This window comes from Pseudomonas sp. SA195 (genome assembly GCF_054131565.1).
The window spans coordinates 4,193,021-4,217,160 of record NZ_CP096392.1; the positions used below are offsets into that span (position 1 = coordinate 4,193,021).

The window sequence follows — 24,140 nt, forward strand, 5'->3', positions numbered from 1 at the left end:
TCGGCTGGCGAGCCGGTCCTGGGATGAGCTTCCCGCCCGGCCCGCCATCACAGTTCAACCTCGCATCACCCGCCAGGCTGGGGTGTTGTCGTTGGGGTTATAAGTCAGCTCGCTCTTGTCGAGCTTCTCCACGCCAATCGCCGTGAGCCAGGTGTCGAGATCGCCGGTGCTGATCTTGCCGTCGCGCCTGTCGTTCTTGGCCAAGTTGTCGAGCTGGTCGAAAAAGGCGCCGTTGTCGAGCAGGAAGCGCGCGGCACGCTTTTCGTCCTCGCTGCCGTCACCATTGGCGATCTTTTCCAAATCCTTCTTGCTGACGATCGCGTCCTTGCCATTCCAGTCATCCCAGCGCTCGCGGATGGTTTCGATCACGTCGCGGTGCTCGTCGTAGTAGGCGCGGTCGAACGCTTCCTCGTGGGCGCCGACCATCTTCAGCCAGGTGTTGAGGTCGTTGGTGCTGACCTTACCGTCATGGCCGCCCTTGCCCCACTGAGTATCGAGCTGGTCGAAAAACTCGCTGTTGTCGAGCAGGAAGCGAGCAGCGCGCTTCTCCTCTTCGCTGCCATCGCCGTTGGCGATCTTGTCGAGGTCTTTCTTGCTGACGATCGCGTCCTTGCCGTTCCAATCGTCCCAACGCTCGCGGATGGTGTGGATGACGTCGCGGTGCTCCTCGTAGAACGCCTTGTCGTACTTGGCCATGTGCAGGTCGTCATCCAGGCGGTTGACGGAGGAGCCGCCTTCCTGCGGCGTGTTTCTGAAGTTCTCCCACTCATCCTTCTGGTAGTCGTAGATGCTCTGCCCGGCCGGCGCGTCGCGGCCTTCGTATTCGTAGAAGCTGTAGCGGGCGTACTCGAGCTTGTCGCCCCAATCCTCTTGGGCCAGCCCCAGCTCGGCCAGATCCTTGAACCACTGGCCTTCCTTGTCGGTGGCTTTCTGTTTTTTCTCGTGATCGACAAAGATGCCGATGATCCCGGTGATCAATCCCAGACCCGCTGTGATCAGGAACAGCGGGCCAGTCGCGCCCGCCAGCGCGCCGATGCTGGCGAACAGCCCGACAGTGCCGATCACGCCTGCGGTGGTACCGGCCACGCCACTGATGATCTGCAGCGCACCGTTGGCCTTGCCCAGGTCGCTGCCATTGGCGATGGCATCTTTGATGGTGAAACCGCCGAGCACGATATCGGCTACGCCGAGAATATCCGGCGCCACGCCCAGCACCTTGGTTACGGTGCCGGCCACCCGCGCCACGGTTCCGGGTTTAACAGACGGCGTATCCGGCGTGTTGCCGGACAGCGCGTCCTGCACCGTGGTGGTATCGACGAGGCTCGGTGCCGGCGTTGCGTTGCGGATCGAGTCGTTGACCTGGCGGATGGCATCGTCGGCGATGTCGTCGGCGGGTGGAGTGCGGTTGTCGTGCGCATACATGTCGTCCAGCGCGTCGCGATCAAGCTCGAAGTTTTCCGAAAAGCCGTCGAACAGATCGCTGCCGGCCGGCGTGGAGCCGCCCGAGCCCGTGCCGCGCATCCGCTCCTCGACCACGGCATCGAACGCCTCGCGGCTGGGCGGGGTGATGTTGCGCTCCTCGAGGTACTCCACCGCGTCTTCGTAAATGGTCGACAGCGCGTCGGTGTAGGTCGAATAGCCGGATGAGGTGATCGAAGGCGGCAGGCTGCGGTTGGCCGCGTCGTTCAGGTAGTCGCTGAAGTCATCGACGGCGTTGTCCGGCACATCGCCGAGCCCGCTAGCAGCACGCTGCTCGTTGATGCTTTGATCGATGGTCTCCTGCGTGATGGTCAGGTTCTGCTCGTCGGCGATCTGCTGCAGGCTGTTGTAGCGGGAATAGTCGTCGGGCGGCGTGCCGCCGGAACGGCTGATGATGTCGTCGAGCAGGCGCTCGCTGGCCGCGTCGTCCAGCGTGGCGATACCCGAGGCCTCGGCGGACAACCTGACCTGGTCGACCGCGTCGCCACCCCCGCCGCTGTTCAGCGAGGCCAGCTCCAAAGCGCTATTGGCGCGGCTCTGCACAACATCGGGCAGGCCTGAAATCCCACGCTCGCGCAGGAAGCCCTCCACTTTCTTGCCGAGCTCGCTTTCCTTGCCCCAGATCTCAGGCAGCGTCTTGCTCAGGCCCAGCAGCTCCGCGGTATTGGTTTTGGTGAAGAGATCGAAGATGCCCGTCTTGGTGAACTGCGCACCGCCGCTGAGGAAGGTGACGAAGTCTTTGGCAATGACCATGCGCTCCAGCGGCTCGTCGGCCAGCTGGCCATTCTTGGCCGAAAGCATGTAGATCGCGCCGCCCAACGAGCCGAAGGCGGAAATCGTGCCGAGCACGCCGTACTGGTTCAGCGTGCCGATCGCACGGGTGAAGTCATCCTTGCTGACCTCGGCGGGGATGTACTGGGTCTTGAGCTTCTCATCGAACTCGGCCTGGGTCAGGGTGCCGTTGTTGAGCTTTTCGCTGAGCTCGACGAAGTCCGCCATCTTGGTTTTGTCGTTGATCAGCTCGTTGTAGAACTTCTCGATGGTTTCCTGAACACGGCGCGGAATGTCGGCGGACTTGAGCACGGTCTTGATCAGCGCGCCCATGTCCCGGTAGGCCATTTCCTTGTACTCGTCCGGGATCGCATCGGGGTCGCCGACGAGCGTGTCGATCTCGACCATGATGCTGTTCTGCTTGAGCGCCGACTCGGCCTTGCGCGCACGCTCGGGGTCGAGCATCTCTAGGCTCGACGCCAGGCGTGCGACCTCGGCTTGGGCCTCGGCGCCCATGCCCTGCTTCTTCATGTCCTCGAGGTATTTGACGAAGTCGACGCTGGTGAGCGTGTCGTAAAGCGTGTCGGCCAGCGCGTCCTTGTCCTCGCCGCTGATTTTCTCGATCGCTTTGTCGATCTCGGCTTGAAACTCCTTGCCGATCTTGTCGTGCTCGCCCTGGCCGGTGGTGAACATCTCGTTGAGCAGCTTTTCCACCTCGTTGCCGTCGAGGATGTCCTGCATGTCCTCGCTGCTCAGCGTCTCGCCATTGGTATCGAACTGGCGCCAGGTCGAGCCGCCACGCGGGTCCTCGATATACGGGGTTATGCGGTGCCCGCTCTCCATCGCCGCCTTGGCCTCGATGGCTTTGACCAGCTTGTAGATATCGCTGTCCTTGCCGACGGTGCCGTCGTCGATGAGCTTCTTGTATTTGTCGAGCAGGTTCTTTGTCGCCAGCTCGACCACGCTCAATTCCTGCTCGTCGTCCTTGTCGGCCTTTTCGCCGCTGCTTTGGCCGAGTAGATCGAGGGTGTCGAGGTCAGGCAGGTCATAGTTGTCGCGCAGGGTCTGGATGCGATCGCCACTCTTTAGGTGGTCGCTCCACATCTGCGCGACGCGGTCGTACATTTCCTTGTTCTCGAACCGGGACACGACGTACTTCGTACCGTCCTTGGTCTCGAACTGGATAACGCCGTTGCCGTATTCCTCCGGCCAGCCGAAGAAGGCGATATCGTGCTCGGCCACATAGGTATCGGCGCCGGCCACCTCGCGGCCATCGTCGACCCGTTGTTCGAGTGTGTAGCGCGACAGGCCGACTTCCTGCACCGCCGCGAAAAGCTCCGGGGTGATGGCCTTTGAGACGGTGACTTTGTCTCCGTCAGCCGTGGTGTAAGTAATGACCTCGGCGTCTTCCAGGTTGCCCTGCCATTCGAAGTTGCGGTAGTCGCCCCAGGGCAGCACCTCGGTATTGCGGTCTGCGATGGCGTTGCCCGCATCCATGGCCGAGACGACCTGCGCTTTCTGCCCCGGCGACTGGCTCAGCTCGTGCAGGCTGACCAGGAACCTGTACAGTTCCGGATTCACGGCGCGCTCGACCACCACACCCTGCCCGTCGAGTTCGTAGCGAATCTTGCCGTCGCGCGGCGCGTCGACGGTGGTCTTGTCGATCGGTGGCCAGGTTTCGTTGTCCGTCGCGGTACGGTCCGGTTTGGCTTTCTTGTCGCCACCCGCGTTCGCGGATTTGCGCAGGATGGCGTCGAAATTGATGGCGTGGTCGCCGCCTGGTTCCGGCAGCAGGCTGGTCAGGTATTTCACGTTCACGGTCGTGTCCTCGCAAGAAATGGCGGCTGCGATCCGACATCCGCGCGAGACCCCGCGCCGGCCGCTGCGACCCGCAATGGCGACATGCATGCTTGTCGTACGTCTACCAAGACGTTACGCCGACCGCTTCGCTGGGGAGCGTGAAAGGTTGTGAAAAATATCGAGTGGCTTGGTGAGTGCGCGCAGGGCCGTTACGCGGCGCTGACGATGCTGCCGCGCTCACCACCCGAGGCGGAGTTTGGCGGGGAGCACAGCGGACATCTTTGAGCAGTAGCAATGCCTACCCGAGCACCCAGGCTTGAGTGACAGGGCAATCGATCAGTCTGCCGATACGGACCTCACGGCAGGCCAGGCGTTATTGCTGGGCGGTGCGCATCGACGCCCATGCAGCATCCAGAACCGGCTGTTGCAACCCCGACAAGCCATCCTTGAAATAGGTGCGACGCCGCTGGTCCGCCGTGACGACCAGGCTTGGATGCTCCTGCGCAAAAGCTTTCAGTTCGGGCGCATCGTCAACCAGGAAGTTGTAATACATCGCCTCGGCTGAATTGCGCAGCATGTTCTCAGGCTTCAGCAGGTGATCGATGAAACGGTGCGCCAGCTCTGGGTTGCGCGCATTGGCCGGAATGGCAAGGGTGTCGATGAAGCCGATGGAGCCCTCTTCCGGTACGTCATAGATGACATCCGGGTTTTCCTGCATCGCCAGAAGCGCCTCGCCACTCCACACCAGCGCGGCACACAGCTTGCCTTCGGCCAGCTCGCTATCGAGCCCTTCGTTCTTGATGGCCCGCGCATCTGCCACCAGTGGCCGGAGCTTCTCGATGTTCCGCTCGATAATCGCGGCGCTTGCGCCCTGCAGGCGGCGGCCCTGGTAGTTGAACCAGATCGAGAGAATCTCCTCAGGCGAGTCCTGCAGCCCAACACCACAACCCGCCAAGCGGGCCCGAGAAGCGTCGTCGAAGATGACATGCCAGCTGTTAGGAACGGCCCCGCCATATACCGGTTGTGCCAAGCGCTGATTGATGGCCAGGCCGATGGTGCCCCAGAGGTACGGCACCGCGTAGTGCTGTCCGGCTTGGGTAGCCAGGACCTGCGTCGACCACATGCCGAGCTTCGAGTAGTTCTCCAAACGCTGCGTGTCGATTGGCTGAAGCTTCTTGTTCTCGATCATCTGCGCAAGCATGTAGTGAGAAGGCACTACGACGTCGTAGGGCTTGCCATCGTCGAGCCCAGCATTGAGCTCAGCGGCCGTCTCGAACTCCTGATAATCCACCACCACGCCGTGCTCGGACTCAAAGGATTTGACGACGGCCGGGTCGATGTACTCGGTCCAGTTGTAAACCCTGAGAACCTCCTGCGACCACGCCAGTCCAGGAACCAGAACCAAAAACAGAGGGGCTAGAAACTTCAAAGCGAACTCCTTGTAGTTGCACCGGCTTGGCAGCCACAGATGCAACACTCAGCGGCGCGGTAAGCGCGTTATCGATACAAACAGATCAAGGCAGGCAAGGCGCAGCCGTCGTCAGACCCAAACCGGGTCTCGACGCACGGGCAAATCTGGGATGTTCTTATAGGTAGGTAGCGGATCGTTTTTACGAGCCGTTATGGAAAGGGCGGCGAATGCTCATCCTACGGAGGTCAGGCATCTGCTGCTCAACCACCTCGAAGCCTGCCCGCTGGCATCGCCCCAAGGTCCATGTCCGCCTTTCGCTCGAGGCTGGGCCTGCGTAACAGACAGTGCCGCACAGCACGTACCCCCCGCTCTAGCCCGCGCCTCCGCGTAACAACAGTCGCGACCGGGCGGCATCATGGGCGCTATGCCAGTACCGAACAAGAACCACCGGTCTCAGACACCGCGCCGAACGCGAACGGCGTCGCATTTTGAGCCTGCATGTCGACGTAGCAGTCAGTCGTCAGCGCTTGTGGCCATGGTGGTCAATGCGCTTCAAGCCGCGCATACAAAACTTTGGCGGCGTCGGTCGGATTACCTAAGCCTTTTCGTGATTTACATCACGATGCTCTGTAAGCCAAATGCCATCGCACGTTGAGCCACGTAACCCGTTACCTCAGGATGCCGGCGCTCGGAGTGGCAAGGGTCCTTCGCAGTATCAAGCAGTAACTGATCAGGCCGAGTCGGCCAGGGAGCAATACATGGAAATCGCAAGCAACGCCTTTTCACCCCGCGCGGCGGGCTTCAAGCGCCTTCGCTTGGCGAGCGCAGTTTTCCTCATCACAGCCGGCCCAGCGTGGGCAAACGGTGAAATCACCGACCTGGGATTGTTAGGTGACGAGACGTTCCTCAGCGCAGACGGTACGACGCTGGGGAGCATCTATCGGCTCGGTGCCAATGGCCGCTACCACAGCGACATCTGGACCGCGCACAGCGGTGTTCAAGATATCGGAACGCTGGGAAATGAAACGATCCTCAGCGGGCTGAGTGCAAATGGCGATGTCGCAGTCGGTACAGCCACTACGAGCGGCGCTGGCTCGCGCGCTTTTCGCTGGACCGCCGCGTCCGGCATCGAACAGCTGACGAGCTTGGGTGGCACGAGTACCCAGGCAAATGCGGTCAGTGCGGACGGCAACGTAATCGTAGGTGCGAGTGATCTGGCCAACGGCGAGCAGCACGCGGTTCGCTGGACAAGCCAAGGGGTTACCGACCTGGGTACGCTTGTCGGCAGCAGTCAGTCGTATGCGCTCGCGACCAACGCGGACGGCGCCGTTGTCGTAGGTGGTAGCTTTTTAGGAAGCGGCACCCGTGCGTTTCGCTGGGTTGACGGACAAATGAGCGATCTGGGTACGCTGGGTGGGACCTATTCGCTCGCTCGCGCCGTGAGCGCCTCCGGTCAGACAGTCGCTGGCGATTCAAACAACAGCCTCGGCCACCGACGCACGTTCGTTTGGACGCCAGCGACCGCAATGCGGGATATCGGCACCCTCGGCGGAACCCACACGTTTTTCTCTGACCTCAGTTCGGACGGATCCACCATTGTCGGTGCGAGTAATACGGGGACCGCCACTCATGCGTACCGCTGGACAGACGCCGGCATGAGTGACCTGGGGGCGCTGGGCGATGGCGGTTCCTTGGCGCTCGCCGTTAACGCGGACGGAAGCGTAGTAGTCGGTGAATTCGATCTGGGTGAGCGGAACCGAGGCTTTCGCTGGACGCAGGAAACCGGCATGCAGACCATCGAGCAATGGTTGGATGCCCATGGCGCAAATATCGACCCCGCTTCCTCCCAGGTCGCCTATGCCGAGGCGGTCAGCGAAGACGGCAGCGTGGTGGCTGGCATCCTTCTGAACGACCACACGTTCATTGCCCGCGCTGGTCAGTCAGGATCCGATGGCGGAACGGGTGGGATGATTGATCTGCAAGAGTTCAGTGCAAGCCTGGACGCCACTGCAGCCGCACCGGCTGCAGCCCTGGCCAATACCGATATGATCCTCAACGGCGCCCACGGCAGCCCGATGCGCAACCTTGTCCCGGAGGGCCGCTATAGCGTCTGGGCAGGCGGAGACTATGGCCAAGAGAGCGACGACAACGCCGATCAAGGCTCGCTCGAAGTAGGCGTAGCGACCAACATCGGTAACGGTGTACAGGTAAACGTTGCCCTTGGCCGCAGTTACTCGGAAAGCGACACAGGCCTGACCGGTACGACGAAGCTGCGTGGCACCTATTTGATGCCTGAAGCGGTGATCAAGCTAGACGATCTTCCGCTTTACGTAACCGTCAGCGGTTTTTACTCGCACGGTAACGCCGATATCGACCGCGGCTACCGTAACGCCGGAAATGTGGTTCGGTCGGCCGGCGAAACGGATGTGACCATCGTCGGCGGCAAGCTTCGCCTTGATTGGCTCAATGCCTTCACCGTGGCGTCCACTGCGTTTACGCCCTATACAAGCGTGGGCCATGTCGAAGCCAAGTTCGATGGCTACACCGAAACGGGTGGTGGCTTCCCGGTTCGCTGGGACGATCGCACCGAGCGCACAACCACTGGCCGAGTTGGCATGGACGCCGTACACACCCTGAGCCCAACCGTCAGCTTGCTGGCAAGGCTCGAAGGTGTGCATCGGTTTGACAATAAAAGCGACGGCGCCAGCGGCGAGCTGCTTGGTCTGTCAACGTTCGAGCTTCCGGGTCAGGCCTATCGGCAAAACTGGGTGCGCGCGGCGGTCGGCGCGGAGGCCGCGCTTGGTGGCGGCGTCGGCTCGGTCATGCTCAACGGCACCAGCGAAGGCGGAGACGCTGACTACTGGCTAGCAGTTAACTACAAGTGGCTGTTGTAAACCGCGAGTGATGAAAAGCGCCCGGCTATTGGCCGGGCGTTTTTGTTTACATCTCCACTGCCTACAAACACTACGCTGGTAAACGCGACCGCTTAACACGGCCCGCCACTGTGAGACCTAGTCGCGCCCGCTCGCGTGCGCATCGATGAAGGGCACCGCGCTGTTAGGGAGGACGGTACTAGGAAGCTTACCGTCCCAGCGCTCTGCCTTGGTCAGCTCAACCAGCGCCTGGTTTGCCTTGAGGGCGTCTGCACGCGCCTTGATGGCATCAGCTTCCGCCTCACCACGCAGACGGGTGGCCTCGGCTTCAGCGCGCGCCCGGGCAAGCGACGAATCGGCAGCGGCCTGCGCCTGCGTGACGGCGATCTCAGCGTTGACCCGCTCCCGGGCAAGGTCCTGCTCGCGCGTTTTCACCGCGACCTCGGCTTTCATACGCTCCTCGATGGAGCGTTCGTATGCGTCGGAGAAGTCGATGTTCTCCAGCTGAACGCTGTCGATCACCACCGGCCCGGAAATGGCATCGGTAAACGCCTTGGCATAGTCGAGGCCGAGCTGGCCACGCTCCTGAACAGCGCGAACGGCGGTATAGCCACCGAAGACACGCTCAGCCTGCGTACCGATCTGCCGGCTGATGAGTCGCTCGACCAGCGCCTCTTCGCTGCCGAATTGCTTGTAAACATGCTCGACATCTTCCGGCGACACGTGCCAGGACACCGAAATCGACATGGACGCCGTCTGTTGGTCGCGGCTATAGGCCTGGACGTTCTTGTAAGTGGTCGTCTGGTTCTGCACGGAAATGATTTTGACGCTATCGATCCATGGAACCTTGAAGCCGAGACCCGGCTCGGCGACCGAAACAAACGCACCGTTGCGCAGCACCACGCCGCGCTCCTTCTCGTCAATGGTGTACCAGCTGCTCATCACGCTGACGATAACCAGCACGCCGATGGCAACGACCACGATCAGTCCCGACAGCGACGGGATGCGTGCGTTAATGGTGTTGATGTCTTTCACGGGCAAATCCTTTTGGCTCCTGAGGGGGGCCGGATTATAGAGACTTGCATGCGACAAGAAGGCGAGCGGCTTCGCGGTCTTAAGCCAGCTGGTTAGAGATATAAAAAAAGGCGCCCAAAGGCGCCTTTCTTCATCGCTACGCGATCATCAGACCTTGGCGCGCTCGTAGCGCTTGCGGTCGTTCTCGTTGAGCAGCTTCTTGCGCAGGCGGATCGACTTCGGCGTCACTTCCACCAGCTCGTCATCGGCGATGAATTCCAGCGCCTGCTCGAGGGTGAACTTGATCGGCGGAACCAGGGCGATGACTTCATCCTTGCCCGAGGCGCGCATGTTGTCGAGCTTCTTGCCCTTGGTGGGGTTGAGCACCAGGTCATTGTCACGGCTGTTGATACCGCACAGCTGGCCTTCGTAGATCTCGTCGCCCGGCGCCAGGAACAGCTTGCCGCGCGCCTGCAGGGTTTCCAGCGAGTAGGTCAGCGCCGTACCGGTGGCCATCGACACCAGCACGCCGTTCTGGCGGTTGGTGACTTCGCCGGCCTTGATCGCGCCGTAGTGGCTGAAGGTCGAGGTCAGGATGCCCGAGCCCGAAGTCAGGGTCAGGAAGTTGTTACGGAAGCCGATCAGGCCGCGCGCCGGGATGGTGTATTCCAGGCGGATACGGCCCTTGCCGTCGGGGATCATGTTGGTCAGATCGCCCTTGCGCAGGCCCATCTGCTCCATGACCGGACCCTGGTGCTGTTCTTCGATGTCGATGGTGACGTTCTCGTACGGTTCCTGCTTTTCGCCGGCCTCGTTCTCGATGATCACCACTTCCGGGCGCCCTACGGCCAGCTCGAAGCCTTCGCGGCGCATGTTCTCGATCAGGACTGAGAGGTGCAGCTCGCCACGGCCGGAGACCTTGAACTTCTCGGGGGAGTCGCCCTGCTCGACGCGCAGCGCCACGTTGTGCAGCAGCTCCTTGTCCAGACGGTCCTTGATGTTGCGGCTGGTGACGAACTTGCCTTCCTTGCCGGCGAACGGCGAGTCGTTGACCTGGAAGGTCATGCTCACGGTCGGCTGGTCTACGGTCAGCGGCGGCAGGGCCTCGACGGCATTCTGGTCGCACAGGGTGTCGGAGATGTACAGCTCGTCCATGCCGGACACGCAGACGATGTCACCCGCTTCAGCTTCCTGGACTTCGACGCGCTGCAGGCCGGAGTGGCCCATGATTTTCAGGATGCGGCCGTTGCGTCTCTTGCCGTCGGCGCCGATGGCGGTGACGGGGCTGTTGGCCTTGATGGTGCCGCGGGCGATGCGGCCAATGCCGATCACGCCGAGGAAGCTGTTGTAGTCCAGCTGGGAGATTTGCATCTGGAACGGGCCGCTGGCGTCGACGACCGGCGCGGGCACGTGGTCGACGATGGCTTGGAACAGGGCGTCCATATTGTCGTCCATGTTCTCGTAGTCCATGCCGGCGATGCCGTTCAGGGCACTGGCGTAGACGATCGGGAAGTCCAGCTGCTCGTCGGTCGCACCAAGGTTGTCGAACAGGTCGAAGATCTGGTCGATAACCCAATCAGGGCGGGCACCGGGACGGTCGATCTTGTTCACCACGACGATCGGACGCAGGCCGGCCTTGAACGCTTTCTGGGTCACGAAGCGGGTCTGCGGCATCGGGCCATCCTGGGCATCGACGACCAGCAGTACGGAGTCCACCATCGACATGACGCGCTCGACTTCGCCGCCAAAGTCGGCGTGGCCGGGGGTGTCGACGATGTTGATGTTGTAGTCCTTCCACTTCAGCGCGGTGTTCTTGGCCAGGATGGTGATGCCGCGTTCCTTTTCCTGGTCATTGCTGTCCATCACGCGCTCGTTTTCGGCTTCCTTGCGGTCCAGGGTGCCGGACAGGCGCAGGAGTTTGTCGACGAGGGTGGTCTTGCCATGGTCGACGTGGGCGATGATGGCGATGTTGCGGAGATTCTCGATCACAGGTCTGTTTCTCTGTTAAAGCGTCTGGCTGTAGGCCGGCCGCTGAAAAAAGTCGGTTCGCAAGGCGAACCCGAACGCAAGGGACGCGGGACGAAGCCCGGAGCGGCATTACCGATCGGGAGGGCGATGACGGATACTGCCTCCCAGCAGGCCGGGCTGCTTAGCTCGGACGATAAACGCGCACATTGACGTGCCCCTCGCTCAATAGATGATGAGCATGCAGGCGGCTCATGACACCTTTATCGCAGTACAGAAGGTACTGACGGTTGTCGTCCAGTTCCTTGAAGCGGTTGTTCAGCGCGTAGAACGGCAGCGTTTGCACTTCGATGCCCGGCAGCTGCAGAGGTTCGTCCTCGGCGGCGTCGGGGTGACGGATGTCGAGCACGACCTGGCCGGCACTGGCGGCGGAGACTTCCTCGACCTGCACATCCTGACCCAGCTCGTCGATGACACGGTCGATCGCGACCTGTCTGGCATTGGCCAGGGCGCGCTCGAGAATGGCCATGTCGAACTGTTTTTCCTCGTGCTCGACCCGATAGCGCTTGGCCTTGGTCGTCGGGTTCACAGAGATCACGCCACAGTATTCGGGCATGTTCTTGGCGAACTCGGCCGTGCCGATCTCGAAGGCGTTGTCGATGATGTCCTGCTTGTGGCTGGCGATCAGCGGTCGCAGCACGAGCATGTCGGTTGCCGAATCAATGACCGAGAGATTCGGTAGGGTCTGGCTGGATACCTGGGAAATCGCCTCGCCGGTCACCAGCGCATCGATGTGCAGGCGCTCGGCAATTTGTGTCGAGACGCGCAGCATCATGCGCTTGAGCACGACACCCATTTGGCTGTTATCGACCTTCTCGAGAATCTCGCCGACCACTTCTTCGAACGGCACGCTAATGAACAGCACACGGTGCGAGCTGCCGTATTTCTTCCAAAGATAGTGGGCTACTTCCATCACGCCCAGCTCATGCGCACGGCCACCAAGGTTGAAGAAACAGAAGTGGGTCATCAGCCCGCGGCGCATCATCTGGTAGGCGGCGACGGTGGAATCGAAACCACCGGACATCAGCACCAGGGTCTGCTCCAGCGCGCCCAGCGGATAGCCGCCGATGCCGTCGTGCTGCGCATGCACGATGAACAGGCGCTGGTCGCGAATCTCCATCCGGACTTCGATTTCCGGCGCCTTCAGCGAGATGCCTGCGGCTCCGCATTGCTGACGTAGCTGGCTGCCAACATGGCGCTCGACGTCCATGGAGCTGAATGGGTGCTTGCCGGCGCGCTTGCAGCGCACGGCGAATATCTTGCCGGCCAGGCGATCGGCGAAGTGCGACTTGCACTTCTCGACCATGTCGTCCAGGTCCCCCAGCGGGTACTCATGAACTTCTAGGCAATGCGCAATGCCCGGCGTGCAGCGCAGGCGCTCGATCATATCGCGCAGCAGCTTCGTATCCGTCTGCGCAGTTTCCACCTCGACGTTGTCCCACACCCCTTCCACCCGCAGCTCGGGGTCGAGGTCGCGCAGCACGGCACGGATGTTCTTCGCCAACTGGCGAATGAACCCCTTGCGCACCGGCGGGCTCTTGATGGTGATTTCGGGGAAAACCTTGACGATGAGCTTCATGAGGACAACGCGGCGCTGGAATGGCCTGAAAAGAGGGGGGCGGAGTATATCGGAATTGGTCAAGCTTTAGACAATTTTATCGGGAACCGACGCTGCCGCACCTTAATGGAGCATTACCCACTTAAAGAGCACCAATAAGGTGCATTTCTGAAGATCATTTTCGCGCCTAAGCCGTCGAATCAGACGAATACTGCCTTTATAGGGCGCCTGGACCCATCTCGGAGCACTGGCATGCAAATTGCTCCCTTGTGAGGCAGGTCGCCTTGGCGGACTATCCTCGCCCGGCTTCACCCTAGATTCGGAAGCAACCTGTCACGCTTCCACCACTTGGAGAGCACCATGTCGAAGTCGCTTCAACTGATCAAAGATTACGATGTGAAGTGGATTGATCTGCGCTTCACCGATACCAAAGGCAAGCAGCACCACGTCACCGTTCCGGCTCGTGATGCCCAGGATGAAGACTTCTTCGAGCACGGCAAGATGTTCGACGGTTCCTCCATCCATGGCTGGAAAGGCATCGAAGCCTCCGACATGATCCTCATGCCGGTCGACGAAACCGCCGTGCTGGATCCGTTCACCGAAGAGCCGACCCTGATCCTGGTCTGCGACATCGTTGAGCCGAGCACCATGCAGGGCTACGACCGCGACCCACGCTCCATCGCCAAGCGCGCCGAGGAATTCCTCAAGTCCACCGGCATCGGCGATACCGTCTTCGTCGGTCCGGAGCCCGAGTTCTTCATCTTCGACGAAGTGAAGTTCAAGTCCGACATCTCCGGTTCCATGTTCAAGATCTACTCCGAACAGGGTTCCTGGATGACCGACCAGGACGTCGAAGGCGGCAACAAGGGCCATCGCCCAGCCGTCAAGGGCGGTTACTTCCCGGTTCCGCCGTGCGACCACGACCATGAAATCCGTACCGCCATGTGCAACGCCATGGAAGAAATGGGCCTGGTCGTCGAAGTGCATCACCACGAAGTGGCGACTGCCGGCCAGAACGAAATCGGTGTGAAGTTCAACACGCTGGTTGCGAAGGCTGACGAAGTTCAGACCCTGAAGTACTGCGTACACAACGTCGCCGACGCCTATGGCAAGACCGCGACCTTCATGCCGAAGCCGCTGTACGGCGACAACGGTTCGGGCATGCACGTACACATGTCGATCTCCAAGGACGGCAAGAACACCTTCGCTGGCGAAGGCTATGCCGGCCTGTCTGAGACCGCCCTGTACTTCATCGGCGGCATCATCAAGCACGGTAAGGCGCTGAACGGCTTCACCAACCCGTCGACCAACTCGTACAAGCGTCTGGTCCCGGGCTTCGAAGCACCGGTCATGCTGGCCTACTCGGCACGCAACCGTTCCGCCTCGATCCGTATTCCGTACGTATCCAGCCCGAAAGCCCGCCGTATCGAAGCGCGCTTCCCGGATCCGGCTGCCAACCCTTACCTGTGCTTCGCCGCACTGCTGATGGCTGGCTTGGACGGTATCCAGAACAAGATCCACCCTGGCGATGCCGCCGACAAGAACCTGTACGATCTGCCGCCGGAAGAAGGCAAGCTGATCCCGCAGGTCTGCGGCAGCCTGAAGGAAGCCCTGGAAGAGCTGGACAAGGGCCGCGCGTTCCTGACCAAGGGCGGCGTGTTCTCCGACGACTTCATCGATGCCTACCTCGAGCTCAAGAGCGAGGAAGAAATCAAGGTCCGCACCTTCGTTCACCCGCTGGAATACGACCTGTACTACAGCGTCTGATTCGGTCCGCGTGACACCAGAGGCCTCCTTCGGGAGGCCTCTTTCGTTTGTACGCCCCGCTCGCAAATTCTACGTCTAGCGCTTGCTTGCTCGCCGGTGGGGTGCAAGGCTTCAGGCATTCCCAGCCGCGGAGTTACCCATGCGCATCGCATTGCTCAGCCTGCTCGTGTTGCTATCGGCCCCTGCCATGGCACAGATCTACAAATACACGGACGAACGTGGCAACACGGTCTTCACCAACCAGCCGCCTGAAGGCGTCGCAGCCGATCAGGTCAAGCTGCCCCCCGCCAACACCGTCGACATCCGCACCCCCGAACCGCCACCACCACTATCGGTCGATACGCAGGAAAAGCAGGAGCAGCCCTATGCCAGCCTCGCGATCGGCGGCATCCCCGATGAAGAGGCGCTGCGGGCGAACAACGGCAGTTTCATGGCCACGGCTGAAATGAATCCACCGCTACGCAGCGGGCACCTCTTGCGCTTCTTGCTCGACGGCACGCCGCTGGCCGCGCCCAGCGCTTCAACATCAATGCAGCTGAATAACGTCGATCGAGGCACCCATCGACTGGAGGTCGAAGTGCTCGCTAATGGTCAAGTTATCCAGCGCACCAGCCAGACGTTCACGGTGCAACGCGTCCACACCTCCAGCCCGGGGCGATGATGAAACGCCTTAGCGTTTGCCTTGCTGCTTGGCTTGCAGTCTTCGCATTGCCATCGACCGCCGATATCTACAGCTACACCGATGAGCAGGGCAACCGGGTTTTCACTGATCGCCCCGGTGGTCGCGCAGTCGAGGCAGTCAAATCGCGCCCCACCAACAGCATGCCAGCCGTTGAAACGCAGCGGCCTGCCACGCCAGCGCCTGCCCCCAAGGCGGCCAGGCCTCGCTACGAGCGGCTCGACATAGAGCAGCCGTTCGCCGATGCCACGCTTCGCGAAAATGCTGGCAACGTGCAGGTTGTTGCGAGCAGCGACCCAGCCTTGCGCCCCGGACATTTGTTCCGACTCTTGCTCGATGGGCAGGCAGTCGGCGAGCCGTCGCCCCAGCCGGCGTTCGCACTGCACAACGTTGATCGTGGGACGCATCAACTGGTGGTGGAAATCCTCGATGTCGATGGCACGATACTCATCGCCAGCGCGCCGCGCACCTTTCACCTGCACCGCACGTCGCTTGCGCAGCGCCGCCGTATCAGGCCATGCGTAACGACGGATTACGGCGTCCGCCCGGAATGTCCGCTGGCGGACAAGCCGGTCGAGAAGAAAGACATTCCCTTCGTGCCCTTTCTGTGATCATCCTACGCACCGATATGGTGCGTAGTTAAACCTAGCTGCTCTTCGCGTGTGACCAATACGGCGTGCCCCGCTCTGGAGCGCCCATGCCCGCAGCGTCGCGCCGAAAAGGAGCGCCTTGGTTTGCTTCTTGCATTTCCAGCCGTACCCCCCGGATGCAGATAGCCATGATCTCCGAAGCCCTACAGCGCCTGCTGATCGAGAATCTCACCACTGCCACGCTTCTGCTCGATTCACGCCTTCGCCTGCAACACATGAACCCGGCCGCCGAAATGCTGCTGGCGGTAAGCGGGCAACGCAGCCATGGCCAGTTCATCAGCGAACTCTTCACCGAGTCGCCCGAAGCGCTCGCTGCCTTGCGCATGGCTGTCGAGGAAGCCCATCCCTTCACCAAGCGCGAGGCGACGCTGACGTCCGCGAGCGGCCAGACGCTGACGGTCGACTACGCCGTCACGCCTGTGCTGACTAAGCACGAAACGATGCTGCTGCTCGAAGTCCTGCCGCGTGATCGCCTCCTGCGCATCACTAAAGAAGAGGCGCAGCTGTCCAAGCAGGAAACCACCAAGATGCTGGTGCGCGGCCTGGCGCACGAGATCAAGAACCCGCTTGGCGGCATTCGTGGTGCGGCACAATTGCTGGCTCGCGAGTTGCCAGAAGAGCATCTGAAGGATTACACCGAGGTCATCATCGAGGAGGCCGACCGCCTGCGTAACTTGGTCGACCGCATGCTCGGCTCGAACAAGCTACCAACGCTGTCGATCGTCAATATTCACGAGGTGCTTGAACACGTTGCCAGCCTGATCGAAGCCGAATCACAGGGCAGCATCATTTTGGTGCGTGATTACGATCCGAGCATTCCTGAAGTGTTGATGGATCACGAGCAGATGATCCAGGCGGTGCTCAATATCATGCGCAACGCCATGCAGGCCCTTGCCGGACAGAACGAGCTGGGCCTGGGCCGCCTGACCCTACGCACGCGCACGCTGCGACAGTTCACGATCGGCCACATCCGTCATCGCCTCGTTGCGCGCATCGAAATCATCGACAACGGCCCCGGCATCCCAGCCGAATTGCAGAACACCCTCTTCTATCCGATGGTCAGCGGCCGTCCCGACGGCACCGGCCTGGGCCTCGCGATCACCCAGAACATCATCAGTCAGCATCAGGGGCTGATCGAATGCGAAAGCCATCCCGGGCACACCGCGTTCTCGATCTTCCTGCCGCTGGAACAAGGAGCACCAACCGCATGAGCCGCAGCGAAACTGTCTGGATTATCGATGACGACCGCTCCATCCGCTGGGTGCTGGAAAAAGCCCTGCAGCAGGAAGGCCTGACCACGCAGAGCTTCGACAGCGCAGAGGGCGTGCTCTCGAAGCTCGCCCGCCAGCAGCCCGATGTGATCATCTCCGACATCCGCATGCCTGGCGTCAGCGGTCTGGATCTGCTCGCCCAGATCCGCGAGCTGCATCCGAGGCTGCCGGTCATCATCATGACGGCGCATTCGGACCTCGATAGCGCTGTAGCCTCCTACCAGGGCGGAGCCTTCGAGTATTTGCCCAAGCCATTCGACGTCGACGAAGCCGTCTCGCTGGTCAAGCGCGCCGGCCTGCACGCCCGGGAACAGCAGGCGACGCAGCAACCTGTAGGCCAGACGCGCTCACCGGAAATCATCGGCGAGGCGCCGGCGATGCAGGAGGTCTTCCGCGCAATCGGCCGACTGTCACACTCCAACATCACTGTACTGATCAATGGTGAATCCGGCACTGGCAAGGAGCTGGTCGCACATGCCCTGCATCGCCACAGCCCGCGCGCGGCGTCGCCGTTTATCGCGCTGAACATGGCGGCGATTCCAAAGGACCTGATGGAATCCGAGCTGTTCGGCCATGAAAAAGGTGCGTTCACCGGCGCGGCCAATCAGCGCCGTGGCCGCTTCGAGCAGGCAGACGGCGGCACGCTGTTTCTCGACGAAATCGGCGACATGCCCGCCGACACCCAAACCCGACTTTTACGCGTACTGGCTGACGGCGAGTTCTACCGCGTCGGCGGCCACACCCCGGTCAAGGTCGACGTGCGCATCATTGCTGCCACGCACCAAGACCTGGAAAGCCTGGTGCAGGCCGGCAAGTTCCGTGAAGACCTGTTTCACCGGTTGAACGTCATCCGCATCCATATTCCACGGCTGTCCGACCGGCGCGAAGACATCCCCGCCTTGGCGGCGCATTTCCTCGCCAGCGCGGCGACCGAGCTTTCGGTCGAAACCAAGCTGCTCAAGAGCGAGACCGAAGAATACCTGCAGAATCTGCCTTGGCCCGGCAACGTGCGTCAGCTGGAGAACACGTGCCGCTGGATCACGGTCATGGCGTCCGGCCGCGAGGTGCACATCGATGACCTGCCACCCGAGCTGCTCAACCAGCCGGCGGACGCCATGCCGTCGAATAACTGGGAGCAAGCACTGCGCCATTGGGCGGACCTGGCCCTGGCGCGCGGTCAATCGAACCTGCTCGATGAGGCAGTCCCGGCGTTCGAGCGGATCATGATCGAGACGGCGCTCAAGCACACCGCTGGTCGCCGCCGCGACGCTGCACTCCTGCTCGGCTGGGGTCGCAATACCCTGACGCGCAAGATCAAGGAGCTCGGAATGGGTGGCGACAACGGGGATGACGATGAGGGCGACGATGCCTGATCAGCGAGCGGCCGCCGGGCTCAATCCCGCGGCCGCACGCGCAAATCCAGCCGCCAGTTGCCGTCGACCTTGACGCCCGTCCATTCAGCGGCCAGCGGCCGTGTCGAGACCAGGTGCAAAAGCAACCCGCGCTCGGTGGTCTGAACCCGCCAGCCGCTGCGCACCCCTGCCAGGACGACCTGACCGGCGTGCGCCTCACCCTCGGCCTGGAACAACATGCCTACCGCGCCGTCGACGTCCTGGCTGTAGAGTTCCGGTTCGCGATCAAACCACAGCTGCAACCCCACCGGCGTCGGTTCAACGCGTAACAGCTGCACCGGCCCGGGACGAAACACATGACCAAGGAACGAGCCGAACAGTAGCCCGAGCAGCACCAGCGAGGCGAAATAGCGACGACGCAGACGAGGTAGCGGATCGTCCTGCGCAGTAGAATGCGGGTCGTTTTCAGAGTCGGTGCCGCGCATGTTCCATGTGATCCTTTTCCAGCCGGAGATTCCGCCGAATACCGGCAACATTATCAGGCTCTGCGCCAATGCCGGATGCAGCCTGCACCTGATCGAACCGCTGGGGTTCGAACTCGACGACAAGCGCCTGCGCCGCGCAGGCCTCGATTATCACGAATACGCGCCCCTCAAGCGTCACGCCGGCCTGGGCAGCTGTCTGGACAGCATCGGCAGGCCCCGGTTGTTCGCCTTCACCACCAAGGGCTCGCAACCCTTCCATGAGGTCAGCTTCCAGCGCGGCGATGCGTTCCTGTTCGGCCCGGAGAGCCGCGGCCTGCCACCCGAGATCCGTGACGCCCTGCCCAATGAACGGCGTTTGCGCCTGCCGATGCGCCCGGATAGCCGCAGCCTGAACCTGTCGAACACCGTCGCGGTAGCGGTCTACGAGGCCTGGCGGCAGCTCGGTTTCGCTCTGGAATAGGCCGGCTTGAGGGTCAAATCCCCTATCGTCAGTGAGGTTGAACGTTCATACCCCCCCCACGTCGTAACTAGTACTTGCCGCAGCGGCGCCGCCGCACAGCACTGGAGGACGACGTGAGCCAGCCATCATTCAAGCCCTACCATGCACCTTCCGGCGGGTGGGGCTCCGCCTTTTCAGTCGCCAACATCCTGATCCGAGAAAAGATCCCGCTGACCGGCGCTGCGCTGCTGCTTAAGCAAAACAAGCCCATCGAGGGCTTCGCCTGCGTCAGCTGCGCCTGGGCCAAACCGCACCCGTCGCGCCCGCTGGCATTTTGCGAAAACGGCGCCAAGGCAACGGCCTGGGAGAACACCAGCCGCCGCTGCGGCCCAGAGTTCTTCGAGCGCCACACCGTGACCGAACTGCTCAACTGGACGGACTTCGACCTCGAACAGCAGGGCCGCCTTACCCATCCCATGCGCTACGACGCGGCCAGCGACAAATACCGTCCAGTCTCCTGGGACGATGCCTTCGCAGACATCGGACGCGAACTCAAGGCGATGGCCGACCCGAACGAGGTGGTGTTCTACATGTCCGGCCGCGCCGCGCTGGAGACCGCCTACATGTTCGCGCTGGCGGCGCGAATGTATGGCACCAACAACCTACCCGACAGTTCGAACATGTGCCATGAGAGCACCTCCGTCGCGCTGCCCGAGAGCATCGGCGTGCCGGTCGCAACCGTCACCTTGAACGACCTGCACAAGATGGACGGGATGCTGTTCTTCGGACAGAACACCGGCACGTCGAGCCCGCGCATGCTTCATCAGTTGCAGGAAGCACGCGAACGTGGCGCCCCGATCATCACGTTCAACCCGATCAGGGAGCGCGGCCTGGAGCGCTTCGTCAACCCGCAGTCGCCGCGGGAGATGATGACGCCCGATGAGACCAAGATCAGCACTCAGTACCATCAGTTGAAAATCGGCGGCGACATCGCCGCGATTGCCGGCATGTGCAAGGCATTGTTCGATCTGGACGATCAGGCTGTCGAAGCGGGGCACGCCAGGGTGCTGGACGTGGCCTTCATCGAAGAACACACACACGGGTTCGAGGCCTTCGAGGCGCGCATGCGAGGCTACAGCTGGCAACTGCTGGAGCGCCGTTCCGGGCTCAGCCGCAGCGCAATGGAGGCCGCAGCCGTCGAGTATGCACGCTGCAATCAGGTAGTCGCGGCCTACGGCATGGGGCTGACTCAACACCGCTACGGCGTGCAGACGATCCAGATGCTGGTCAACCTGCTGCTCATGCGCGGCAATATCGGCAAGGAAGGCGCAGGCATCCTGCCGGTGCGGGGGCATTCCAACGTGCAAGGCCAGCGCACTGTCGGGATTACCGAAAAAGCCAAGAAGGTGCCCGCGGATAATCTGCGTCGTCAGTTCGGCTTCGAGCCGCCGAGCGAGGACGGTGTCAACACCATCGAAGCCTGCGAGGGCATCCTGGACGGCCGGATCAAGGGCTTCGTCGCCATGGGCGGCAATTTCGTGCGGGCAATCCCGGATACGCTTCAGATGGAGCCAGCCTGGCGCAGGTTGCAGCTTTCGGTACAGGTATCGACAAAGCTCAACCGCAATCACTTGGTGACGGGTAAGGTCTCCTACATCCTGCCGTGCCTGGGCCGTACCGAGATCGACCGCCAGGCCAGCGGCGAGCAATACAACACCACCGAAGACAGCACCGGCTGCATTCGCGCCTGGCGCGGCGTGGCGGAGCCGGCGGCCGAAGGGCTGCTGTCGGAACCCGCCATCGTTGCACGTCTGGCGAAGGCGACCCTGGTGGACAACCCAAACCTCGACTGGGACGCCTGGGTCGGCAATTACGGGTTGGTCCGCGACGCCATCGCCGAGAGCTATCCCGAGATTTTTCACGACTTCAACGTGCGGATGATGGAGCCCGGCGGCTTTCATCGTCCGCTCGGTGCCAGCAAGCGGGAATGGGCAACCGACACCGGCAAAGCCAACTTCATCAACCCGCCCTCGCTTGCCGAGGACCCGGATACCGAAATCGGCGGCCACGAAGCCCGTGACGTGTTGCAGCTGATGACGCTGCGCAGCAACGACCAGTTCAACACCACGGTGTATGGCTACAACGATCGATTCCGCGGCATTCATGGCACCCGCGCGGTGATCCTCATGAACAGCAACGACATGGCCCGGCTAGGCTTTGCCGAAGGCGACAAGCTCGAAGCCGTCACCGTGGTGCATGACGGTGTGCATCGTTCGGTCGGGCCGCTGCGTGTCACGCCCTACGACATACCCGAAGGCTGCTGCGCCGGCTACTACCCGGAATGCAACGCGCTGTTGCCGGTCTGGCACCACGCCGAGCGCAGCAAGGTGCCGGCGGCCAAGTCGATTCCCGTGCGGCTGCGTAAGGTGATCGCCTTCAGTGACGATCCGAAGGTGCCGGTCGAGCCCGATCCGCCGGCGGGCGTTGGCGCCGCCTAGTCACAGGCGGCCGGTGACGCCTTTGCCTGCCGATTGGTTGAAATGCGTGACGGGGGCCCCATATCAAGCGCATTCGGGCATTCATCGCCCCGCTGCGTGGAGATTTCCCCTTGACCACCATCGTTTCAGTGCGCCGCAACGGCAAAGTCGTCATGGGCGGCGACGGCCAGGTTTCCCTCGGCAATACCGTCATGAAAGGCAATGCCAAGAAGGTGCGCCGCCTCTATCACGGCCAGGTGCTGGCGGGTTTTGCCGGCGCCACGGCCGACGCATTCACCCTCTTCGAGCGCTTCGAAGGCCAGCTCGAAAAACATCAGGGCCATCTGGTCCGCGCCGCTGTCGAGCTGGCGAAGGACTGGCGCACCGACCGTTCGCTGAGCCGCCTGGAAGCCATGCTCGCCGTGGCCAACAAAGACGCCTCGCTGATCATCACCGGCAATGGCGACGTCGTTCAGCCGGAACATGACCTCATCGCCATGGGCTCCGGTGGCGGTTTCGCCCAGGCTGCCGCCCTCGCCCTGCTGCAAAAGGGTGGCGACCAGATGTCCGCGCAGGAAATCGCCGAAACGGCATTGAACATCGCCGGCAGCATTTGTGTCTTCACCAACCAGAATCTGACCATCGAGGAACTCGACAGCGCCAACTGAGCGCCCGAGTCCCGGAGTACCTGAACCATGTCCATGACGCCCCGCGAGATCGTCCACGAACTCAACCGCCACATCATCGGCCAGGACGACGCCAAGCGTGCCGTTGCCATCGCTCTGCGCAACCGCTGGCGGCGCATGCAACTCGCGCCTGAACTGCGCCCTGAGGTCACGCCGAAGAACATCCTGATGATCGGCCCGACCGGCGTCGGCAAGACCGAGATCGCCCGCCGCCTGGCCAAGCTGGCCAATGCGCCCTTCATCAAGGTCGAGGCCACCAAGTTCACCGAGGTCGGTTATGTCGGCCGCGACGTCGAGTCGATCATCCGCGACCTCGCTGACGCCGCGCTGAAGATGCTGCGCGAGCAGGAAGTGGTGAAGATGCGCCACCGCGCCGAGGACGCCGCCGAAGAGCGCATCCTCGATGCCCTGCTGCCGCAGGCGCGCCCGGTCGGGTTCAGCGAGGAGCCGATACAGAGCACCGATTCCAACACTCGACAGCTGTTCCGCAAGCGCCTGCGCGAAGGCCAGCTGGACGACAAGGAGATCGACATCGAAGTCGCCGAGAACCCCGGCGGGGTCGAGATCATGGCGCCGCCTGGCATGGAGGAGATGACTAATCAGCTGCAGAGCCTCTTTGCCAACATGGGCAAGGGCAAGAAGAAGAGCCGCAAGCTGAAGATCAAGGACGCGCTCAAGCTGGTCCGCGACGAGGAAGCGGCGCGGCTGGTCAACGAGGAAGAGCTCAAGGCCCGCGCGCTGGAAGCGGTCGAGCAGCACGGCATCGTCTTCATCGACGAAATCGACAAGGTCGCCAAGCGCGGCAATACCAGCGGTGCGGACGTCTCACGCGAAGGCGTGCAACGTGACCTGCTGCCATTGATCGAAGGCAGCACGGTCAACACCAAGCTCGGCATGGTCAAGACCGACCACATCCTCTTCATCGCCTCGGGCGCTTTTCACCTGTCCAAGCCGAGCGACCTTGTGCCGGAGCTGCAGGGTCGCCTGCCGATTCGCGTCGAGCTCAAAGCCCTGTCGCCTGAAGACTTCGAGCGCATCCTCACCGAGCCCCATGCCTCGCTCACCGAGCAGTACCGCGAGCTCTTGAAGACCGAAGGCTTGGGCATCGAATTTACCGACGATGGCATCAAGCGCCTGGCGCAGATCGCCTGGCAGGTCAACGAGAAGACCGAGAACATCGGCGCGCGCCGCCTGCACACGCTGCTCGAGCGCCTGCTCGAGGAAGTGTCCTTTAGCGCCGGCGACCTGGCCGGGCAGCAGAACGGCGAGCCGATCCGCATCGACACTGCCTACGTCAACAGCCACCTCGGCGAGCTGGCCGAGGACGAAGATTTGTCGCGCTACATTCTATAAACAGGCTGATGGCCTGAGGCTGAACGCTGGAAGCAAAACGCGTCCTCGCT

At 61.9% G+C, this 24,140-nt stretch carries 16 protein-coding genes; 10 read left to right on the forward strand and 6 right to left on the reverse strand.

What is annotated here, in order from left to right; genetic code table 11:
- Positions 1 to 54 precede the first annotated feature (54 nt).
- A complete protein-coding gene (locus M1D78_RS19665) occupies positions 55 to 4,068 on the reverse strand; it encodes a DUF998 domain-containing protein (protein ID WP_437421633.1) in 4,014 nt (1,337 codons plus the stop codon).
- 355 nt (positions 4,069 to 4,423) lie between these two features.
- Positions 4,424 to 5,479 (reverse strand): extracellular solute-binding protein, encoded by a 1,056-nt coding sequence (locus tag M1D78_RS19670; protein WP_437421634.1) that lies wholly within the window; start codon positions 5,477 to 5,479, stop codon positions 4,424 to 4,426.
- A gap of 740 nt (positions 5,480 to 6,219) precedes the next feature.
- Between M1D78_RS19670 and M1D78_RS19675 the strand changes: the two genes are divergently transcribed.
- On the forward strand, positions 6,220 to 8,355 hold the full coding sequence (locus tag M1D78_RS19675) for an autotransporter domain-containing protein (protein ID WP_437421635.1): 2,136 nt from the start codon (positions 6,220 to 6,222) through the stop codon (positions 8,353 to 8,355).
- A gap of 117 nt (positions 8,356 to 8,472) precedes the next feature.
- Here M1D78_RS19675 and M1D78_RS19680 read toward each other — a convergent pair whose 3' ends face one another.
- The 3 genes from M1D78_RS19680 to thiI all read right to left on the reverse strand — a co-directional run bounded on the left by M1D78_RS19680 (position 8,473) and on the right by thiI (position 12,952).
- Positions 8,473 to 9,360, reverse strand: coding sequence for a prohibitin family protein (locus tag M1D78_RS19680; protein ID WP_437421981.1), 888 nt, complete (start codon positions 9,358 to 9,360; stop codon positions 8,473 to 8,475).
- 156 nt (positions 9,361 to 9,516) lie between these two features.
- A complete protein-coding gene (gene typA / locus M1D78_RS19685; RefSeq protein WP_437421636.1) occupies positions 9,517 to 11,337 on the reverse strand; it encodes a translational GTPase TypA in 1,821 nt (606 codons plus the stop codon).
- 160 nt (positions 11,338 to 11,497) lie between these two features.
- Positions 11,498 to 12,952 (reverse strand): tRNA uracil 4-sulfurtransferase ThiI, encoded by a 1,455-nt coding sequence (gene thiI, locus M1D78_RS19690; RefSeq protein ID WP_437421637.1) that lies wholly within the window; start codon positions 12,950 to 12,952, stop codon positions 11,498 to 11,500.
- Positions 12,953 to 13,291: 339 nt separating this feature from the next.
- On the opposite strand from thiI, the gene glnA reads away from it, so the two are divergent.
- The 5 genes from glnA to ntrC all read left to right on the forward strand — a co-directional run bounded on the left by glnA (position 13,292) and on the right by ntrC (position 18,671).
- Complete coding sequence (gene glnA, locus M1D78_RS19695) at positions 13,292 to 14,698, forward strand: glutamate--ammonia ligase (RefSeq protein ID WP_437421638.1); 1,407 nt, start codon at positions 13,292 to 13,294, stop codon at positions 14,696 to 14,698.
- A 139-nt stretch (positions 14,699 to 14,837) separates the two neighbouring features.
- A complete protein-coding gene (locus tag M1D78_RS19700) occupies positions 14,838 to 15,359 on the forward strand; it encodes a DUF4124 domain-containing protein (protein WP_437421639.1) in 522 nt (173 codons plus the stop codon).
- Positions 15,359 to 15,988, forward strand: a complete 630-nt coding sequence (locus M1D78_RS19705) for a DUF4124 domain-containing protein (protein ID WP_437421640.1) — start codon at positions 15,359 to 15,361, stop codon at positions 15,986 to 15,988. The genes M1D78_RS19700 and M1D78_RS19705 overlap by 1 nt, the downstream gene beginning before the upstream one ends.
- Before the next feature lie 167 nt (positions 15,989 to 16,155).
- On the forward strand, positions 16,156 to 17,238 hold the full coding sequence (gene glnL / locus M1D78_RS19710; RefSeq protein WP_437421641.1) for a nitrogen regulation protein NR(II): 1,083 nt from the start codon (positions 16,156 to 16,158) through the stop codon (positions 17,236 to 17,238).
- The gene (gene ntrC / locus M1D78_RS19715; RefSeq protein ID WP_437421642.1) at positions 17,235 to 18,671 is read left to right on the forward strand and encodes a nitrogen regulation protein NR(I); all 1,437 of its coding nucleotides are present in this window, start codon (positions 17,235 to 17,237) and stop codon (positions 18,669 to 18,671) included. Before glnL ends, ntrC begins: the two co-directional genes overlap by 4 nt.
- A gap of 20 nt (positions 18,672 to 18,691) precedes the next feature.
- On the opposite strand, the gene M1D78_RS19720 is transcribed toward ntrC, so the two are convergent.
- Positions 18,692 to 19,135 carry a hypothetical protein gene (locus M1D78_RS19720; RefSeq protein WP_437421643.1) on the reverse strand — a complete coding sequence of 148 codons (444 nt, stop codon included), beginning with the start codon at positions 19,133 to 19,135 and terminating at the stop codon, positions 18,692 to 18,694.
- Here M1D78_RS19720 and trmL point away from each other — a divergent pair.
- The 4 genes from trmL (at position 19,134) to hslU (ending at position 24,090) form a co-directional block, all read left to right on the forward strand.
- On the forward strand, positions 19,134 to 19,595 hold the full coding sequence (gene trmL, locus M1D78_RS19725) for a tRNA (uridine(34)/cytosine(34)/5-carboxymethylaminomethyluridine(34)-2'-O)-methyltransferase TrmL (protein WP_437421644.1): 462 nt from the start codon (positions 19,134 to 19,136) through the stop codon (positions 19,593 to 19,595). The genes M1D78_RS19720 and trmL overlap by 2 nt on opposite strands.
- 113 nt (positions 19,596 to 19,708) lie before the next feature.
- A complete protein-coding gene (locus M1D78_RS19730; protein ID WP_437421645.1) occupies positions 19,709 to 22,072 on the forward strand; it encodes an FdhF/YdeP family oxidoreductase in 2,364 nt (787 codons plus the stop codon).
- A 110-nt stretch (positions 22,073 to 22,182) separates the two neighbouring features.
- On the forward strand, positions 22,183 to 22,719 hold the full coding sequence (gene hslV / locus M1D78_RS19735; protein ID WP_437421646.1) for an ATP-dependent protease subunit HslV: 537 nt from the start codon (positions 22,183 to 22,185) through the stop codon (positions 22,717 to 22,719).
- Between the two features lie 27 nt (positions 22,720 to 22,746).
- Positions 22,747 to 24,090: an ATP-dependent protease ATPase subunit HslU gene (gene hslU / locus M1D78_RS19740; RefSeq protein ID WP_437421647.1), complete on the forward strand. Its 1,344-nt coding sequence runs from the start codon at positions 22,747 to 22,749 to the stop codon at positions 24,088 to 24,090.
- Positions 24,091 to 24,140: the final 50 nt, after the last annotated feature.

Coding starts and splice junctions, on each gene's coding strand:
- M1D78_RS19675 (WP_437421635.1), top strand. CDS start 6,220: ATGGAAATCGCAAGCAACGCCTTTTCACCCCGCGCGGCGGGCTTCAAG.
- thiI (WP_437421637.1), bottom strand. CDS start 12,952: ATGAAGCTCATCGTCAAGGTTTTCCCCGAAATCACCATCAAGAGCCCG.
- glnA (WP_437421638.1), top strand. CDS start 13,292: ATGTCGAAGTCGCTTCAACTGATCAAAGATTACGATGTGAAGTGGATT.
- M1D78_RS19700 (WP_437421639.1), top strand. CDS start 14,838: ATGCGCATCGCATTGCTCAGCCTGCTCGTGTTGCTATCGGCCCCTGCC.
- M1D78_RS19705 (WP_437421640.1), top strand. CDS start 15,359: ATGAAACGCCTTAGCGTTTGCCTTGCTGCTTGGCTTGCAGTCTTCGCA.
- glnL (WP_437421641.1), top strand. CDS start 16,156: ATGATCTCCGAAGCCCTACAGCGCCTGCTGATCGAGAATCTCACCACT.
- ntrC (WP_437421642.1), top strand. CDS start 17,235: ATGAGCCGCAGCGAAACTGTCTGGATTATCGATGACGACCGCTCCATC.
- trmL (WP_437421644.1), top strand. CDS start 19,134: ATGTTCCATGTGATCCTTTTCCAGCCGGAGATTCCGCCGAATACCGGC.
- M1D78_RS19720 (WP_437421643.1), bottom strand. CDS start 19,135: ATGCGCGGCACCGACTCTGAAAACGACCCGCATTCTACTGCGCAGGAC.
- hslU (WP_437421647.1), top strand. CDS start 22,747: ATGTCCATGACGCCCCGCGAGATCGTCCACGAACTCAACCGCCACATC.